13 protein-coding genes are annotated in these 15,943 nt (G+C 67.5%); 11 read left to right on the top strand and 2 right to left on the bottom strand.

Going from position 1 to position 15,943, the window contains the following annotated elements; all coding sequences use genetic code 11:
• Nucleotides 1–45: 45 nt before the first annotated feature.
• Nucleotides 46–1,008, top strand: coding sequence for an aromatic alcohol reductase (locus tag PVZ72_RS12825; protein ID WP_273862090.1), 963 nt, complete (start codon nucleotides 46–48; stop codon nucleotides 1,006–1,008).
• 144 nt (nucleotides 1,009–1,152) lie between these two features.
• On the opposite strand, the gene PVZ72_RS12820 is transcribed toward PVZ72_RS12825, so the two are convergent.
• Entirely contained in the window at nucleotides 1,153–1,995 is an 843-nt protein-coding gene (locus tag PVZ72_RS12820) for an IclR family transcriptional regulator (protein ID WP_273862089.1), read from the bottom strand.
• Nucleotides 1,996–2,077: 82 nt separating this feature from the next.
• Here PVZ72_RS12820 and PVZ72_RS12815 point away from each other — a divergent pair, with 82 nt between their 5' ends.
• The 8 genes from PVZ72_RS12815 (at nucleotide 2,078) to PVZ72_RS12780 (ending at nucleotide 12,744) form a co-directional block, all read left to right on the top strand.
• The gene (locus PVZ72_RS12815) at nucleotides 2,078–2,890 is read left to right on the top strand and encodes an enoyl-CoA hydratase/isomerase family protein (protein ID WP_273862088.1); all 813 of its coding nucleotides are present in this window, start codon (nucleotides 2,078–2,080) and stop codon (nucleotides 2,888–2,890) included.
• Complete coding sequence (locus PVZ72_RS12810) at nucleotides 2,887–4,974, top strand: acetate--CoA ligase family protein (protein WP_187979469.1); 2,088 nt, start codon at nucleotides 2,887–2,889, stop codon at nucleotides 4,972–4,974. Before PVZ72_RS12815 ends, PVZ72_RS12810 begins: the two co-directional genes overlap by 4 nt.
• Nucleotides 4,975–5,191: 217 nt before the next feature.
• The gene (locus tag PVZ72_RS12805; RefSeq protein ID WP_208691435.1) at nucleotides 5,192–6,019 is read left to right on the top strand and encodes an ABC transporter ATP-binding protein; all 828 of its coding nucleotides are present in this window, start codon (nucleotides 5,192–5,194) and stop codon (nucleotides 6,017–6,019) included.
• Nucleotides 6,020–6,045: 26 nt separating this feature from the next.
• The gene (locus tag PVZ72_RS12800) at nucleotides 6,046–6,813 is read left to right on the top strand and encodes an ABC transporter permease (RefSeq protein ID WP_017641233.1); all 768 of its coding nucleotides are present in this window, start codon (nucleotides 6,046–6,048) and stop codon (nucleotides 6,811–6,813) included.
• A gap of 42 nt (nucleotides 6,814–6,855) precedes the next feature.
• Nucleotides 6,856–7,854, top strand: a complete 999-nt coding sequence (locus PVZ72_RS12795) for an ABC transporter substrate-binding protein (protein WP_273862087.1) — start codon at nucleotides 6,856–6,858, stop codon at nucleotides 7,852–7,854.
• A 65-nt stretch (nucleotides 7,855–7,919) separates the two neighbouring features.
• Nucleotides 7,920–9,170, top strand: a complete 1,251-nt coding sequence (locus PVZ72_RS12790) for an OprD family porin (RefSeq protein ID WP_273862086.1) — start codon at nucleotides 7,920–7,922, stop codon at nucleotides 9,168–9,170.
• An 18-nt stretch (nucleotides 9,171–9,188) separates the two neighbouring features.
• The gene (locus PVZ72_RS12785) at nucleotides 9,189–11,270 is read left to right on the top strand and encodes a 3-hydroxyacyl-CoA dehydrogenase NAD-binding domain-containing protein (RefSeq protein WP_273862085.1); all 2,082 of its coding nucleotides are present in this window, start codon (nucleotides 9,189–9,191) and stop codon (nucleotides 11,268–11,270) included.
• A gap of 148 nt (nucleotides 11,271–11,418) precedes the next feature.
• The gene (locus PVZ72_RS12780; protein WP_273862084.1) at nucleotides 11,419–12,744 is read left to right on the top strand and encodes a M20/M25/M40 family metallo-hydrolase; all 1,326 of its coding nucleotides are present in this window, start codon (nucleotides 11,419–11,421) and stop codon (nucleotides 12,742–12,744) included.
• A gap of 47 nt (nucleotides 12,745–12,791) precedes the next feature.
• Here PVZ72_RS12780 and PVZ72_RS12775 read toward each other — a convergent pair whose 3' ends face one another.
• On the bottom strand, nucleotides 12,792–13,916 hold the full coding sequence (locus PVZ72_RS12775; protein WP_273862083.1) for an MFS transporter: 1,125 nt from the start codon (nucleotides 13,914–13,916) through the stop codon (nucleotides 12,792–12,794).
• A 264-nt stretch (nucleotides 13,917–14,180) separates the two neighbouring features.
• On the opposite strand from PVZ72_RS12775, the gene PVZ72_RS12770 reads away from it, so the two are divergent.
• Nucleotides 14,181–14,609, top strand: coding sequence for a DUF2231 domain-containing protein (locus PVZ72_RS12770; protein WP_160922612.1), 429 nt, complete (start codon nucleotides 14,181–14,183; stop codon nucleotides 14,607–14,609).
• Nucleotides 14,606–15,901: a PQQ-dependent sugar dehydrogenase gene (locus PVZ72_RS12765; RefSeq protein ID WP_273862082.1), complete on the top strand. Its 1,296-nt coding sequence runs from the start codon at nucleotides 14,606–14,608 to the stop codon at nucleotides 15,899–15,901. Before PVZ72_RS12770 ends, PVZ72_RS12765 begins: the two co-directional genes overlap by 4 nt.
• Nucleotides 15,902–15,943: the final 42 nt, after the last annotated feature.

The raw sequence follows: 15,943 nt of genomic DNA, 5'->3' as shown, positions 1-15,943 counted from the left end.
GTCTGCCAGCATTCGCTCATCTTACACCTGACGTCAGGAGTCATGATGACTGCCCAATTCCCTACCGCTACCCAATCCATTCTCGTACTCGGCGCCGGCGAACTCGGTCTGCCGGTGCTGCGCAATCTCGCCCGGCTCTCCGGGCAAAAGCCGGGCTCGCGGATCAGCGTGCTGCTGCGCCAGTCCACGCTCGACAGCCAGGAGCCTGGCAAGAAAAGGGAGATAGACGAGCTGCGCGCGCTCGGCGTCGAGCTGGTTGCTGCCGACCTGGTCAGGGATTCCATCGAGCACCTGGCGGCGGTCTTCGCCCAATTCGATACCGTCGTCGGCTGTGCCGGCATGGTTGCGGGACGCGAAACCCCCATGAAGCTGGCTCGCGCCGCGCTGCAATCCGGGGTAAAGCGCTACTTCCCCTGGCAATTCGGTGTGGACTTCGAGGCCATCGGCCGCGGCAGCCCCCAGGACCTGTTCGATGCCCAGCTCGATGTGCGTGAACTCCTGCGGGCGCAGCACCGGACCGAGTGGGTGATCATCTCCACCGGGATGTTCACCAGCTTCCTGTTCGAACCCGTGTTCGGGGTCGTCGACCTCGTAACGGATACCGTGAATGCACTGGGCAGTCCGGATACCTGCGTCACGCTGACGACCCCCGAGGATATCGGCAGGCTGACCGCCGAGATCGTCTTCTTCGAGCCACGTTTTTGCAATGAAATCGTCTATCTCGCGGGTGACACCCTGGCCTATGGCGAGCTGGCCGAGCTGCTAAAGCGGGTATTGAAGCGTCCCTTCAAAACCAATGTCTGGTCGGTTCCCTACCTGGTGGACGCCATGGAGCAGGAGTCCGACGAGGATGCCAAGCACATCAAGAAGTACCGTGCCGTCTTCGCCCAGGGCCGCGGTGTCGCCTGGCCGATGGAAACCACCTTCAATGCCCGGCACGGTTTCGCGGTGACCAGCGCAGAGCAGTGGGCGCTGGAGCACCTGGGCGAGGCCGGGCGGGCCGAGTGAGCCTGGCCGGGCCGGGACGTAGCCCGGTCAGGTAGGGCGGTGCCCCCGCTGTACTACCGGGCTCAACCAGTCTTCAGTAATAGGCAGGAGTGACACCACGGAGCGGAAGGATGGCCTCCCGGGCGGAGATGTTGCCCCGAGACATCACGTCAGTCCGCCAGGATCACTCCCACACGCCGCCCTGATCTTCCCGGCCAATTCCAGCAGCACCCCGGCATAGCGCTCCTCGATCTCCGCCTCCGACAGCGGGGTGGCCAGGCTGATGTTGAGGGCATGGGTGCGATAGCCGGGGAGGCCGAGGGGGGTGGCGATGGCGACCACTTCGGGTTGCCAGGCAGCCAGGCAGTAGCCCTTGCTGCGGACGCTGGCAAGGGCGGCGCGGATCTCCTGTTCCAGTGGCGCCCGGCGTGCCTCGCAGCGGCGGGCGCAGAAGGTGGCGATCAGCGTTTCGCGCTGGGCTTCGCCCAGGCCGGCGAGGCAGGCGCGGCCCAGGGAGGTGATGTCCATCGGCAGGCGCTGGCCGACCAGGACGTTGCGCGGGGTCTTGCGTTGACTCAGGCGAATCGACTCCAGGTAGATCATCTCGTCGCGGTCCGCCGCCGCCAGACTGACGTTGACCTGGTGCTCCCGCGCCACCTTGATCATCAGCGGCGAGGCGGCCTGCAGGAGGCTGCTGCCCTGGTGCATGGCATGGGCCAGGCCGAGAAAGGTCGGCGCCAGGCGATAGGCGCTGCGGCCGCCGTCGTAGTCCAGAAAGCCGGTACGCACCAGGGTCTGGGTCAGGCGGCTGACGGTGGACTTGGCCAGGCCGAGGAGGTCGCTGAGGTCGCCATTGGTGAGGTATTCGGTGCCCGGACGAAAAGCCCGCAGGACATCCAGGCCACGCTCCAGCGAGCGGTTGGCCGGTGCCTTGCCCTGGCCAGGCATGTCGGCGGCGTGCGGCTCGGCGACGGCGTGTTCCACCTGGTGGAATGGCTGCGTTGTCATGACAGGTCTCCTCGCGCAGATTGATTTCAAGCCTGGCGCAGATCCGGGCAGCCAATCAACCCAAGAATAAGAGAGGCCTCCCATGACGACAGCTCCCGAATCCTCGACCCCCATCGAGCTGACGGTGACCCAGGGCATCGCCACCCTGACGCTCAACCGCCCCGAAGCGCGCAATGCCATCAGCGACGACATGCGCACCCTGCTGATCGAGCACCTGGAGCGCATCGCCGCCGACAGCGCGATCAAGGCGCTGATCCTGACCGGTACCGGCAAGGGCTTTTGCGCCGGCGGCGACATCAAGGGCATGCAGGCGCGCATGAGTGCGCCGGCCGGTTCGATGGCCTTCAACGGCTGGAAGCGCCAGCAACGGGTTCACCATGCCGTTTCGCTGCTGCACAACCTGCCCAAGCCGACCATCGCCGCGGTCAACGGCGCCGCTACCGGGCTGGGCTGCGACATGGCGCTGAGCTGCGACTTCATCATCGCGTCCGAGCAGGCTTCCTTCGCCATGAGCTACATCGCCCGCGGCCTCATCCCCGACGGTGGTGGCCTCTACTTCCTGCCACGGCGGGTCGGCCTGAGCCGGGCCAAGGAGCTGATCTTCACCGGTCGCACCGTCGCGCCGGGCGAAGCCGAGCGCATCAACATGATCGACCGGGTGGTGCCCCACGATGCGCTGCTGCCAGCGGCCCAGGACTGGGCGCTGCAACTGTCCGCCGGTTCCGCCACGGCGCTGGGGCTGAGCAAGTCGATCCTCAACAATACCTTCGAACTGACCCAGGGCCAGATCTCGGCCATGGGCAGCCAGGCCCAGGGCATCTGCTACACCTCAAGCGAACACCAGGAGTCGGTCGCCGCCTTCCTGGAGCGCAAGAGCAATGGTGGCCAACGATGAGCGCCCTCGACCGTCTGCTCAGTCCGGCCAGCGTCGCCGTCATCGGCGCCTCGGGCGACGCCCGCAAGACCTCCGGCCGGCCCATCGCCTTCCTGCGCAAGCATGGCTTCCAGGGACGCCTCTATCCGGTCAATCCGCGCTACGAGGAGATCGACGGCCTGCGCTGCTATCCCTCTATCGCCGAGTTGCCCGAGGTGCCGGACGTGGCTGTCATCCTGCTGGGTGCCGAACGTGCCAATCAGGCGGTGGCCGAACTGGCGGCGCTGGGCTGTGCGGCGGCCATCGTGCTGGCCGGCGGCTATGGCGAAACCGGGGAGAGCGGCATCCGCCGCCAGGCGGAACTCCAGGCCGCGCGCGGCGGCATGCGTATCCTCGGCCCCAATACCATCGGCCTGGTCAACGTCAGCGAGCGCATCACCCTGTCCGCCAGTGGCGCCCTGGACATGGACGCCCTGCTGCCGGGCAGGGTGGCCCTGGTCTCCCAGAGCGGCGGCATCCTCGGTGCCTTGCTCTCTCGCGGCGTGGCGGCCGGCATCGGCTTTTCCAAGCTGATCTCCACCAGCAACGAGGTGGATCTGGACGTCGCCGACTTCGTCGACCATCTGGCCGGCGATCCGGCCACCGCGGTGATCGCCCTCTACCTCGAAGGGCTGCGCGACACCGCCAGGTTCACCCGCGCCGTGGGCCGGGCCCGCGCCGCCGGCAAGCCGGTGGTGGTGTTCAAGGTCGGCCGCTCGGAAGCCGGCGCCAGCGCCGCGGCCTCCCATACCGGCGCCCTGGCTGGCTCGGACGATCTCTATTCGGCCTATTTCCGCCAGCTCGGGGTGATCCGCGCCGAGACCTTCGCCGACCTGCTGGACATTCCCTTCGCCCTGGCCAGTGGCCGGGTCATGCAGGGCACCCGGGTAGCCATCCTGACCTCCACCGGTGGCGCCGGTACCCTGATCGCCGACAACCTGGGCGTCAACGGCTTCCAGACCCCGCCGCCCGGCGCGGAGACGGCGGCGCGACTGCGCGCCCTGGACGTCGGCGACCAGGCGGTGCTCGACCGCAATCCCATCGACCTGACCCTGGCGGGTCTGCAACCGGAGGTGATGCGTGGCGCCATCAGCATCCTGCTGGACAGCCCCGACTATGACGCGGTGATCAGCGTGGTGGGTTCCTCCGGGGTGGCCCAGCCGCACCTGATGGCGGATGCCATCCGCGACAGCCTGGCCCATTCGACTAAGCCGGTGCTGGCCTATATCAGCCCCCATGCGCCGGCGGCGGCGCAGCGCATCAACGGTTCGGGCGGGGTGGCCTTCAGCGCTCCCGAAAGTTGTGCCGGAGCGCTCAAGGCGCTGGCCTTGCAAGGCAGCTATGCAAGGCAGCGCCCGGGGCAGCTCGGCGCCGCTCCCTCGGCCGAGTCGGTGGCTCTGGCGGACCTGCAACCCGGCCCGCTGGACGAGGCGCGCAGCAAGCAGCTCTACGAGACCTTCGGCATTCCGGTGACCCGCGAGCGGGTAGTGGGCGATGCGCGTCAGGCCGAGGCGGCGGCCCGCGAACTGGGCGGCGAGGTGGTACTCAAGGTGCTCTCGGCGCGCATCCCGCACAAGAGCGAGGTGGGCGGCGTGGCCCTGCGGCAGCGACCCGAGGGGATCGGTGCACGTCTGGAGCGGATGCGCGACGAGGTGACCACCCAGGTCGGCTTCGATCCCGAGGCCTTCCTGGTGCAGGAAATGGTCAGCGGCGGCGAGGAGCTGATCCTCGGCTTCACCCGTGATCCGCAACTGGGCCCGGCGCTGCTGCTAGGCATGGGTGGCGTGACCGCCGAACTGTTCCAGGACACCACGCTGCGCCTGCTGCCGGTGACCCTGGAGGATGCCCGGGAAATGCTCGCCGAATTGCGTACCTATCCCTTGCTGGACGGCTATCGCGGCCGACCCAGGGCCGACGTCGAGGCGGCGGCGCACTGCATCGTGGCGTTCTCCGACATGGCCCTGCGCTTGGGCGAGCGCCTGCAGGAGGCCGAGATCAATCCGCTGCTGGTCAGGCCGCAAGGGCAGGGCGTAGTCGCCCTCGATGGTCTCACCGTGCTGAGCTGATGCGTCGCTGTTCCACAGGGTGGAACAGCGCCATTGCCGCTCAGGTTCACCCTTGCATAATCCAAGAACGCTTCATTTCTGGCTCATAACAATAAGTAGGTCACTATGAACAGCTTCCAGATCAACCGCCCATGGTGTGCATCCCTACCGTCAGACGCCGTCGCGTCGTTCATGAGTCCTGAACCCGACGCCACGTCCTCGAACCGGGAGTAACGCCATGTCCGCCGTACTGAAGAACGCCAGCCCTCGCGAGCCGATCGGCAGCATCGCCACGGCGCCCACCGTGATTTCCTTTCGCAACGTCGCCAAGGCCTTTACCGTCAAGGGCGTGGCGAAACAGGCTTCCCACAGCATCAACGTCGACATTCAACAGGGCCAGGTGGTGACCATCGTCGGTCCTTCCGGTTGCGGCAAGTCGACCCTGCTCAACATGGTGGCCGGGTTGTTCGCCCCCACCGAAGGCCAGGTGCTCTACAGCGGCCAGCCGGTCAAGGGCATCAACGGTCGTACCGGCTACATGACCCAGAGCGATCACCTGCTGCCCTGGCGCGACGTGGTCGGCAACATCGCCGTGCCCCTGGAGATCCGCGGCGTGGGCAAGGCCGAACGCCAGGCACGCATCCGCGAGCTGCTGGCCCTGGTCGGCCTGGAAGGTCACGAAAAGGCCTACCCGACCCAGCTTTCCGGGGGCATGCGCAAGCGCGCCGCGCTGGCCCGGCTGCTGGCCTACGATCCCGAGACCCTGCTGATGGACGAGCCCTTCGCGGCGCTCGATGCCCAGCTGCGCATGCGCATGCAGACCGAGTTGTTCAAGCTCAGTCGCCAGCTCAAGAAGACCGTACTGTTCGTCACCCACGACCTGGACGAGGCGGTGGCCCTGGGCGATCGCTGCCTGATCTTCTCCGGCCGTCCCGGCACCATCGTCCGTGACGTGACCATCCCCCTGGGCGACGAGCGCAACATCCTGCAGCTGCGCAAGGACCCGCGTTACCACCAGCTCTGCGGTGACCTCTGGGAATTCATCACCCCGAGCCAAGACGCCTGAGCGGCCCACCCCTGGAGAATCCTGCTATGAACATCTTTCTCGGCCGCGTCGCCATCTTTGCCGTCATCCTGCTGTCCTGGCAGTTCGCCTCGGGACCGCTGGTGGATCCCTTCTTCGTCAGCTCGCCCAGCGAGATCGGCGGCCGCTTCGTCGAGCTGGTCGCCAGCGGGCGGCTGTTCGCCCACGGCTGGATCACCGTCGTCGAGACCCTGGCAGGCTTCTTCTGCGGCGCCTGCGCCGGGATCAGCGTCGGCCTGCTGCTGGGTCGCAACGAGACCCTGGCCAAGCTGCTCGATCCCATCCTGATCTCCATCTACAGCCTGCCCAAGGTGGCCCTGGCGCCGCTGTTCATCATGTGGTTCGGCATCGGCATCGAGATGAAGATCATCCTGACCGCCACCATCGTGTTCTTCCTGGTGTTCCTCAACACCTACAGCGGCGTGCGCGCGGTGGAGCGCGAGCAGTTGGAGATCCTGCGGCTGATGGGCGCCAAGGAACATCACCTGATCGGCAAGGTGGTGCTGCCCTCGGCCATCCAGTGGGTGTTCACCGGGCTCAAGCTGTCGGTGCCCTATGCGCTGATCGGCGCCATCGTCGGCGAGATCATGGCGGCCAACCGCGGCCTGGGCTACCTGCTGCAGGACGCCGCCGGCCAGCTGGACACCGCCGGGGTCTTCGCCGCGCTGCTGGCGATCATCTTCCTGGCGCTGCTGCTGCAGGCGGCGGTGCGCAAGCTGGAAACCGCGCTGATGCCCTGGAAGAAGGAACAGGACGCCCGCGAACTCTCGATCTGAATGCTCCCACTACCCAATACAAGAAGAAGAGAGGTCTTTGCCATGTCGTTCAAGCGTCTGTTTTCCGTCCTCGGTCTGAGTGCCGCGCTGCTGGCCGCTACCCCCGCCGTGCAGGCCGATGAAGCGGTCAAGGTGGCCATAGGTACCGAAGGCTTCGTGCACATGCCGCTGTTCGTGGCGCTGGATGCCGGGCTGTTCAAGAAGCATGGGCTGGACGTCAGCCTGGTCAAGTTCAAGGGTGGCGGCGCCGCCGCCTCCGGACTGGTCAGCCGCTCGGTGGAGTTCTGTTCCTGCGCCATCCAGAACGCCATCAACGCCAAGGTGAAGGGCGCCGACGTGACCCTGCTGGGGCGCATGGTCGGCCAGTATGCGAGCAACGTGGTGATCCGCCAGGAGGTGGCCGACCGCCTTGGGCTGAACGCCAACTCCACCGTCGAGCAGCGCCTGGCCGCCTTCAAGGGGCTGCGCCTGGCGGTCAGCGGTACTGGCGGCAGCGCCGACTTCCTGGTGCGCTTCCTCGGCCAGGAAGCCAAGCTGCAGTCGGAGAAGGATTTCACCCTGCTGTACCTGAACAATGGCGGCGCCATGCTGGCCGCCTTCGCCCAGGGCCGCATCGACGGCTTCGCGCTGTCGTCGCCAGCGTCGGACAGCGCGGTGATCGAGCAGAAGGGCTTCACCCTGCTGGACATGTCCGAGGGCCAGGTAAAGGCCCTGGACGGCTATCCTTCCATCGCCCTGAGCGCTCGCCGCGAGTGGTCGCAGGAGCATCCGGACACGGTCAAGGCCTTTCTTGCCGCGCTCAACGACGCCACCCAGCTGATCAGCCAGCATCCGGACGAGGCCGCCAAGGCCGTACGTACCCGCTTCGAGGGCGTCAACGACCAGGTCTATGCCGCCGCCTGGAAGAACAACCGCAAGTCCTTCCCCGCGACGCCCTATCTCACCGATGAGGACGTCCAGCGCGCCATTACCTTCCTGGGTCAGATCCAGAACACCCAGATCCCCGGTACCGCCGCCGACTACCTGACGCAGGTGCGCTGAACCGCACGCTTCCTTCCATCCCCCCTGGTACGCCGCGGGCGGCCAGGGTTCGGTAGAGACCTCCTATGCACAGGCATCATGACAAGCCGATCCTGGCGGCAGGGCTGGGTATTGCCCTGCTGTCGCCCCTGACCTATGCCGAGGGCTTCCTCGAAGACAGCAAGGCCACCCTGGAGCTGCGCAACTTCTACATGAATCGCGACTTTCGCGACGGCAGCGGCCAGTCCAAGCGCGAGGAGTGGGGCCAGGGCTTCATCCTCAAGTACGAATCCGGCTTTACCCAGGGCACCCTTGGCTTCGGCCTGGACGCCCTGGGCCTGTTGGGGTTGAAGCTCGATTCGGGCCGTGGCCGCACTGGCACCGGTCTGCTGCCGGTAGACGACGAGGGCCGCGCGCCCGGCGAGTACGCCAAGGCCGGGGCGACCTTCAAGGCGCGTCTCTCCAAGAGTGAGTTGCGGATCGGCACCCTGCTACCGCGCTGGCCGACCCTGGTCACCAACAATGGCCGCCTGCTGCCCCAGACCTTCGAGGGAAGCCAGTTCGAATTCAGGGAGATCAAGGGTCTGACCCTGACCGGCGCCAACATCCAGCGCACGGTCTATCGCGACAGCTCCGGGGCCGATGGCCTTTCGCTGAACAACAAGAATCGCCGTTTCAGCGGTTCCCTGGAGGGGGGTGATTTCAATGTCGTCGGCGCCCTCTACCGCTTCGGCACCACCACCGATGTGAGCGCCCAGTACGCCGTGCTGGAAGATGTCTATCGCCAGCGCTTTCTCGGCCTGACCGACCGCCGCAAGGGCGACTGGGGCGTCTTCCTCACCGAGGTGCGGCTGTTCGACAGCGACGACGAGGGCAGCGCCCGCGGCGGACGCATCGACAACCGCGCCTTCAGCGCCCTGGGTACCTACAAGCGCGCCGGCCATTCCCTGGGCCTGGGCTATCAGAAGATGTCGGGCTCGACGGCCTTTCCCTACGTCAATGGCACCGACCCCTATCTGGTCAACTTCGTCCAGGTGGGCGATTTCGCCGAGACCAATGAGCGCTCCTGGCAGGCGCGCTACGACTACGACCTCGGCCAGCTGGGTATCCCCGGCCTGAACTTCATGACGCGTTTCGTACGCGGCAGCCAGGCCGAACTGCGCGGCGGCGCGTCCGGCGCCGAACGGGAACTGGATGTGGAGCTGCAATACGTGCTGCAGGGCGGCTCGCTCAAGGGCCTGAACCTGCGCCTGCGCAGCGCCACCTACCGTTCCGATTTCTCGCGGGACGCCAATGACGTCCGCGTCATCGCCAGCTATCCGCTGTCGCTGCTCTGACCCTTCGGGAGACCCTACATGACCACCGTGACTCTGCAACGGATCGACGCCCTGGGCGTCATCACCCTGGACCATCCACCGGTCAATGCCCTGTCCCGCGCGGTGCGTGCGGGGCTCCTGGCACTGCTGCAGGAGGCCCTGGCCGATGACGGGATCCAGACGCTGGTGATCACCTGCGCCGGGCGGACCTTCGTCGCCGGCGCCGACCTCCGCGAATTCGACCTGCCGCTGCAGGAGCCCCATCTGCCGGATGTGCTGGCGGCCCTTGAAGCCTCGCCCAAGCCGGTGATCGCCGCGCTGCATGGCACGGTATTGGGCGGCGGGCTGGAGCTGGCACTGGCCTGTCATTACCGGGTCGCGGCGACCGCTGCCACCTTCGCGTTGCCGGAAGTCAGCCTGGGCCTGATCCCGGGTGCGGGCGGCACCCAGCGCCTGCCGCGCCTGGTTGGCGCACCCCTGGCGCTGGACATGATCGTGGGCGGCAGGCGCCTGGACGCCAGCGCGGCGCTTGGCGCGGGGCTGATCGATGGTCTGGGCGAGGGTGAACCGCTGGCCCTGGCCCAGGGCTTTTTGCGTGATCATCCCTCCTTGTCGCCACGGCCGACGGCGGTCCAGACGGTACCCCCGTTCGACCCCGACGCCTTCGAGGCCCAGGCCCGCGGGCTGCTGCGCAAGTTGCCGGGACAGGAGGCACCGGTGCTGGCGCTGGACGCCTTGCGCGGTGCCTGGCAGCTGCCGCTGTCCGCCGCCCTGCAGCGCGAGCGTGAGCTGTTCGTTGCCCGGCGCGAGTCCGCCCAGGCCCGGGCCCTGCGCCAGGTGTTCTTCGCCGAGCGCGCCCTGGCGGGTCGTAATCGCGCCCTGGCCAAGGCGGCGCCTCCCGTAGCGTTGCGGCAGGTGGCGGTGATCGGCGCGGGGCTGATGGGCAGCGGTATCGCCCTCTGCCTGGCCAACGCCGGCCTGGCCACCGTCCTGATCGATACCCAGCTCCAGGCCTTGGAACGGGGCCGCGCCACTATCGACGGCTATTTCTCCGGAGCCCTGGCCAAGGGCCGCCTGACGGCGGATCAGGCCAGCGCACGCGCCGCCCTGATCCGCTGTGAAGCGACCCTGGACGCGATAGCCGACGCCGATCTGATCATCGAGGCGGTATTCGAGGATCTGGCGGTCAAGCAGGAGGTCTTTCGTCAGCTCGATCGCCTGGCCAAGCCCGGCGCCATCCTGGCCACCAACACCTCCTATCTCGACATCGATGCCATCGCCGGGGTGACCGGCCGGCCCGAGGCGGTGATCGGCATGCACTTCTTCAGTCCGGCCCAGGTGATGAAGCTGCTGGAGGTGGTTCGCACCCGCGCGGTCGCGCCTGCCGTACTGGCCACTGCCCTGCAGCTGGGCGAGCGCCTGGGCAAGACCACGGTGGCGGTGGGCAACTGCCATGGCTTCGTCGGCAATCGCCTGCTGGCGGTGCGCGAACGCGAGGCGACCCTGCTGGTGGAAGAGGGCGCCGCCCCCGAACAGGTCGACCGGGTGCTGCGGGAATTCGGCTTTCCCATGGGCCCCTTCGAGCTGCGCGACCTGGCCGGGATCGACATCGCCTGGCGCAATCGCCAGGGGCGGGGTGAATCCCTCAGCCCTGCCGAGCGGGCCTGCGACCTGATCGAGCAGCTGCACGCCCTCGGCCGTCTTGGCCAGAAGTCCGGCGCCGGCTTCTACCGCTATGAGCCGGGTCAGCGCCAGGGCCAGGCGGATCCCCTGATCGCCGGGTTGCTCGTCGCCCACCGTCAGCGCCGGGGTATCACCCCGCGCAGCCACAGTGATACGGAGATCCTCGAACGCTGCCTGTTCGTGATGATCAACGAGGCAGCCTGGCTGCTGGAGGAGGGCATCGTCAAACAGCCGGTCGACATCGATCTGGTCTGGCTGCACGGCTACGGCTTTCCGCGCTATCGCGGCGGGCTGCTGTACCACGCCGACCAGTGCGGGCTGGAGCGAATCGTCAGCGCCCTGGAAGGCTGGTCCGCCGCCCTGGCCAAGCGCGGGACGCGAATCTCTCCGCGGCTCAGGCAGCTGGCGGCCGAGGGGCGGAGGTTTCTGGACTCCTGAGTCGCGAGGAGCACCCTGAACGACGCTGCATATCCGAGAGCGCCCGGTTCTTTGACCTTTCGTTCGCGGGCACCTAGGGTCAGGCGGGGCGCATTCGTCTGACGATTGCGCTTCTTCGGAATACCAATTCAGGCAATGGGAGTGTCAGATGTCTTTTGCTCGTTCGGCCTTGGCCAACCGCTTTTCCGCTCTAGTGCTTACCGCAGCGACCGCCACCCTGGCGTTGCCCCTGGCCGCCGCGCCGGGCGTCGAGGGTTCCCTGTCTGCCGTCCAGGGCGATGCCCGGGTCACCAAGGCGCTGGACGCGCTGCGCGCCGATGACGGCCGCACCTTCACGGAACAGAAGCATATCGCCCAGATTCCCGCGCCGCCGTTCAAGGAAAAGGTGCGCGCCGATTATTACCTCAAGCGATTCCAGGAGCTGGGTCTCAAGGACGCCAGCATCGCCCCGGAAGGCTATGTGATCGCCACCCGCAAGGGCAGCGGCCAGGGTCCGCAGCTGGTGATCTCGGCGCACCTGGATACGGTGTTTCCCGAGGGCACCGACCTGACCCTGAAGGTAAAGGACGGCAAGACCTACGGCCCTGGCATCGGCGATGACGCCCGGGGCCTGGCGGCGCTGCTGTCGGTGATCGACGCCCTGAACAAGAGTGGCATCGAGACCGTGGGCGACCTGATCTTCGTCGGTACCGTGGGCGAGGAGGAGCTCGGCAACCTGCGCGGGGTGAAGGCCCTGTTCAAGGATCGCCAGGGCATCGACGGCTTCATCTCGGTGGACGGCATCGACGTGCGGCGGATCGTCAATCGCGGCACCGGCAGCCACCGCTACGAGATGACCTTCAAGGGCCCGGGTGGCCACAGCTTCGCCGAATTCGGGCGACCCAGCGCCATCCACGCCATGGGTCGCGCCATCGCCAAGATCGCCGAGGTGCGTCCACCCAAGGAGCCGAAGACCACCTTTACCGTGGGCACGGTGCAGGGCGGCACCTCGGTCAACGCCATCGCCGGCGAAGCGCGCCTGACCCTGGACATGAGATCCAACGAGGAGGCCGCGCTGCTGGCGGAAGAGAAGGAGATCCTGGCCCTGGTGCAGGACGCGGTGAAGGAGGAGAACAAACGCTGGGACACCGATCAGATCTCGGTCGACATCAAGCTGATCGGTGACCGTCCGGCCGGTGGCACGGCGGAGGATTCGCCCATGGTACAGACGGCGCAGCGCTCCATCGCCGCCGTGACCAACGGCGCCAAGGTCACCTTGAGCGGTGGCAGCACCGACTCCAACACCGCCATGTCCCTGGGCGTGCCGGCCATGACCATCAGCGGCGGCGGGGAGGGCGGCAGTGCCCACTCGCTGGCGGAGTGGTACAAGCCGGTGGATGCCTACCAGGGGCCGCAGAACGTGCTGCTGACCAGCCTGACCCTGGTCGGCGTCAAGGGCGTCAGCGAGCCGGTGCTGCAGGCCCACGGCAAGTAGCGGCAGGCAGACCCTGGCGTCCGCAACGGACGCCAGGGTACGGATAGCTACTCGGAAGCCGGTTTCAATTTCAGGCAGGCCAGGGAGCTGACCAGGATGGCCAGGCCGGACAGCGGATACAGCAGGGTCGAAGGCACCAGGGGGATGAGCACGCCCGCCAGCAGCGGCCCCACGCTGGCACCCACGTCGCGCCACATGGCGTTGGAGGCCAGCGCCGGCAGCCGGGCCTGGCCGGGATGGCGGGTGGCGACCAGGGTCACCACCAGGGGGATCTGCAGGGCGCGCAGGATCAGTACTCCGCCGGCGCCGAGGATCAGCCAGTGGAAGCCGAAGGCGATCAGGAACAGCGCGGTCAGCGTCGAGCAGACCACCAGCATGGGTGCTGCGCCATAGCGATCCGCCGCCCGACCGCCGAGCGGGCTGAGCAGCATGTCGGACACATAGCGCAGCGCCATAAGCAACCCGGCCACCAGCACGGCGTCGCCGCCCAGTACCGCCTGGGAAAAGGCCGACAGGCCAAAGATGAACAGGCCGTCCAGGGTCACGCCCTCGATGAAGGACCAGGTGACGATGCGATCCGGCCAGCGCAGGCGCCGCCCGGGCGCCGGCAATTCGTGACCGACGCGCGGCAGCCCCAGGGCCAGCAGCAGGCCGATCAGGCAGAGACCGCTGCTCAGCAGCAGCACCGCCCGCGGCCCGTATTGCAGGGTGAGCCAGGCACCCGCGGACAGGGCGAGCATGGGGCCGATGGCGATCAGCGCCCGGGAGGTGCCGGTGCGCCGGGCGGCGCCGGCCGGGTCGGCGGTGGCCAGCACCTGGGTGGACAGGTTGAAGGTGGCGAAACTCAGGCCCCAGGCCAGGCGTAGCCCCAGCAACGCCCAGAAGCCCGAGAGGTTGGCGTTGCCCAGGGCGCAGAGCGTGGCCACCACGGCGGCCACCACCAGGCTGCGCCGATCCCCGCAGCGGGCATAGAGCTGCACCACATAGCGATAGCCGACGATGCGGATCACCCGGTTGGCGGCCAGCAGGATGCCGGCTTCGATCAGGGTGATGCCGAAGACCGGGGCGTACATGGGCAGGACGAGGTAGAGCAGCACGTCGCTGGGCAGGCAGCAGGCGAGGACGATGGCCGCGCGCCGGGAGGCCTGGTCGACGGACCGGGAAGAGGTCATGCGCGAAAGATTCCTGTGGACGAGGTGACGTCCAGCCCTTCGGTCGGCAGCTGGACAGCGGGTTGCACGGGCGGCATTGCCGGACAGGCGCCTGGCAGAGGCCGTGGCTGCAACGAGACTGTCATTATCTCTTCTTTTGCAAGAGGTGTCCGCCAGGCGAAGCGGCTGAACTAACCCCGGGCGCGCGCAATCCTTTTCAGTGCGTCTTGCGTTGCGCAGTGGCTGCCCGGCCCTGCCACGTCCCGTCTAGAAAAGGAGTCGTCAGTGACCGTAGCTGCCCACCATTACCACCCTGTCCGGCCCGGCCCGCTGCACGCGCTGCTGCTGGCCGGCTCCGTCCCGCTGTTCATCGGCGGCCTGCTCAGTGATATCGCCTACTACCAGACGATGCAGATCCAGTGGGCCAACTTCGCCGCCTGGCTGATCGCCGGGGCGCTGTTGCTGTCCGGGCTGGCCCTGCTGTTCGCCCTCGGCAATCTGTTCGGTGCGCGCTTCCGCGGCCGCCGGCCGGTGGCCTATTTCCTCCTGCTGCTGCTGGCCTGGGTGCTGGGGCTGGTCAATGCCTTCGAACACGCCAAGGACGCCTGGGCGGTGATGCCCGCCGGACTGATCCTCTCGGTGGTGGTCTCGGTGCTGAGCCTGGTGGCCGCCTGGATCGCACTCTCCAATCTGCGTTCGGAGGTGGTTCGATGAGCACTCCAAGAGCCTTGAGCGTCCTTGGTCTGGCCGTGCTGCTGGCCGCCTGCGGCAACGAAGGCGGTGCCGACACCCAGGCGCGCGGACCCGATCCCAAGCTGCCCGAACCCCAGCGCGGCCTCCTGCCGAGCATGAAGATCGCCGAGCCGGCCCCCTGGGGCGATCGCACGCCCACCGTGCCCCAGGGCTACACCATCACCGCCATCGCCACTGACCTGCGCATTCCGCGGCAGATGCTGGTGCTGCCCAATGGCGACATCCTGGTGGCCGAGGGCCGTGGCGGCAACGCGCCCAAGCTGAAGCCCAAGGACGTCATCGCCGGCTACATCAAGGCCCAGGGCAACACCCAGGTGAAGGGTGGCAATCGCCTGACCCTGCTGCGCGATGCCGACGGCGATGGCAAGTACGAACTCAAGACCGTGTTCGCCGAGAATCTCAACGCGCCCTATGGCCTGGCCTTCGCCAATGGCCGGATCTACGTGGCCAACCAGGACGCCCTGGTCAGCTTTCCCTACCAGGACGGCCAGACCCAGGCCAGCGGCGCGCCGGACAAGCTGGTCGATCTGCCGGCGGCGATCAATCACCACTGGACCAAGTCCCTCGCCGCGAGCGCCGATGGTCGCTACCTCTATGTGGGCATCGGCTCCAACAGCAACGTCGGCGAGCGCGGCATGGATGTCGAGGTGGACCGCGCGGTGATCTGGCAGATCGATGCCCAGAGCGGCGCGCACAAGAGCTATGCCACCGGGGTGCGCAATCCCACCGCCCTGGCCATCCAGCCCGACAGCGGCCAGCTGTGGGCGGTGGCCAACGAGCGCGACGAGATCGGCCCGGACCTGGTGCCGGACTACCTGACCTCCATCCGCGAGGGCGGCTTCTACGGCTGGCCCTACAGCTACTGGGGGCAGAACGTCGACACCCGCGCCCAGCCGCAGAATCCGGCCAAGGTGGCCGCGGCCATCAAGCCTGACTACAGCCTGGGTTCTCACGTCGCCGCCCTGGGCGTGACCTTTGCCACCGCGGCGGTGGGCGGTCAGTTCATCAACGGCGTCTTCGTCGGCGAACACGGCAGCTGGAACCGTGACAAGCCGGTGGGCTACCGCGTGGTCTTCGTGCCCTTCCAGCAGGGCCGTCCGGCCGGCGAGCCCATCGACTTCGCCACCGGATTCTTTGGCGACGATGGCAAGACCCGCGGCCGACCGGTCGGGGTGGCGGTGGACCAACGTGGCGGCGTGATCATCGCCGACGACCTGGCCAATACCGTCTGGCGGGTGACGCGCACCCAGTAAGGTGGGTGACGATCCGGTTGCCGTCTTCAGGGACGGCGACCG

It is taken from the genome of Pseudomonas sp. LA5 (genome assembly GCF_028640825.1).
In the GTDB taxonomy this organism is placed as follows: Bacteria; Pseudomonadota; Gammaproteobacteria; order Pseudomonadales; family Pseudomonadaceae; genus Chryseomonas; species Chryseomonas aestiva.
The sequence above is the reverse complement of the archived record's forward strand: the minus strand, read 5'-3'. Positions and strand labels throughout refer to the sequence as shown.